This window comes from Ornithinibacter sp. (genome assembly GCF_035443565.1).
Classification (GTDB): Bacteria; Actinomycetota; Actinomycetes; order Actinomycetales; family Dermatophilaceae; genus Fodinibacter.
This window is the reverse complement of the sequence record NZ_DAORSO010000302.1, coordinates 1-1,815: the sequence shown is the minus strand read 5'-3', so window position 1 is coordinate 1,815 and position 1,815 is coordinate 1. Positions and strand designations below refer to the sequence as shown.

Sequence of the window (1,815 nt, the reverse complement as noted above, 5' to 3'; positions counted from 1 at the left end):
CTGCCCCCGAGGTAGGCCGGCATGGCGTGGATGAAGGCGTCGTCCCGGGAGGTGACCTTCGGCTTGGGCGGGTTGGTCACGAGCCCCTGCGCCTTCTGCCGGAAGGCGTCCTCGATGACGTCGACGATCTCCGGCCACGTCAGGGCGAGACCTTCGAGGTCGCGGCGGTTGAGGATCAGCAGCTCGTTGACATCACTCATGGCCGCAACGTATCGCGCACCATCGGTTCGCGCTCGTCAGGGCGGCCTCAGGTGAGCAGCAGCCGCTCGATGCGCCGTGAGGTGCCGACGACCCCCACGAGACCCATGGCGACGAGGTACGCGGCGTGACCGAGCAGGGACCACTCGACGTCACCGAGCATGAGGGCGCGTTCGAGCGCGACCCCCTGGTACAGCGGGGTGATCTGCACCAGCCATTGCACCGGCCCCGGGTACGTCGACAGGGGGAAGAACGTCGCCGAGAACAGGAACATCGGCTGGATGACGAGGTTGATGTACTCGAAGTGCTGCCAGGTCTTCATGTACGTCGTCGCGAACATCCCGACCGCCCCGAAGGCCAGACCGATGAGGACCGCCCCGGGCAGCGCGAGCACCGCCCACCACGACTGCACGACCCCGGCGACGACCGCCACGACCAGGAAGAGCGCCGAGTACAGCGACCCGCGCAGCAGCGACCAGGTGATCTCGCCGACGGCGATGTCACGCGGGCCCGCGGGGGTGGCGAGGATCGCGTCGTAGAGGCGGGCGTGCTTGAGCTTGAAGAACACGTTGTACGTGCTGTCGGCGATCGCGCCGTTCATCGCCGCGACCGCGAGCAGCGCCGGGGCGACGAAGACGGCGTAGGGCACCTCGCTTCCCGCATCCGTGGTCACGGTGCGCACGAGCGCCCCGAGCCCGATGCCGATGGAGAACAGGTAGAAGACCGGTTCGGCCACCCCGCTGACGAGCAGCAGCCAGGCCCGGCGGAACGCGGTGATGTTGCGCCCCACGACGAACCACGACCGCGCGAGAGCACCCGGAAGCGGCAGGGCTCGCGAGACCTGGAGCGCGCCGTCGAGCACGCTCATGACGCGAGCCGCTTCGTGAAGGTGCGCCGCGCCACCAACCAGCCGATCACGATGTACGCGGGGAGCACGGCGAGGTGCCCGAGGTCGCCCACACCGAGGTTCAGCCCGCCCGAGACCGCCCGCACGAGCTCGACCCCGTGCCCGAGCGGCAGCACCCACGCCACCGGTTGCAGCACCGACGGCAGCTGCTCGATGGGGAAGAACACGCCCGAGAACAGCATGACCGGGGTGACGAGGAACCGGAACAGGATGGCGAAGGAGTTGTCGTTGTCGACGTGCGCCGAGAAGGCGAACATCGGCACCGCGAACGCCAACCCGACGAGGACGCAGATCGGCACGGCGAGGACCACCCACGCCGAGGTGAAGGCCCCGAAGAACGCCGCGACGACGAGGAAGATCGCGGTGGTCATCGCCAGGTGCGCCCCGACGTACAGCAGGTGCCCGAGCAGCACCTCGACCACCGACAGCGGGGTCGCGAGCATGCCCGCGTACATCTGGTTCCACCGGATGTACGTCATCACCGGGTACGTCGACTCCCCGAACGCGAGCCACATAGCCTGCATCGCCAGGATGCCGGCCGCCACGTAGCGCAGGTACGGCACCCCGTCGACGCCCCCCGTCCGGTCGTCGACGAGCCCACCGAGCCCGAGCCCCATCGAGGCCAGGAAGAACAGCGGCGACGCGAAGCGACCGATGAGGGTGCCGCGCCACGTGCGCAGGTAGACCCGGTGGTGGTACGCGATCGCCGA

General features: G+C 69.0%; 2 protein-coding genes and 1 pseudogene. All 3 read right to left on the bottom strand.

Annotated features, from left to right (window positions below; genetic code table 11):
- Positions 1-200, bottom strand: a pseudogene (locus tag PLL68_RS14690) (hypothetical protein); the annotation flags it as partial.
- A gap of 47 nt (positions 201-247) precedes the next feature.
- A complete protein-coding gene (locus PLL68_RS14685; RefSeq protein WP_324535353.1) occupies positions 248-1,066 on the bottom strand; it encodes an ABC transporter permease in 819 nt (272 codons plus the stop codon).
- Positions 1,063-1,815, bottom strand: a 753-nt coding sequence (locus PLL68_RS14680; protein WP_324535351.1) for an ABC transporter permease, incomplete at its 5' end; no start/stop codon positions are given. The genes PLL68_RS14685 and PLL68_RS14680, both read right to left, overlap by 4 nt.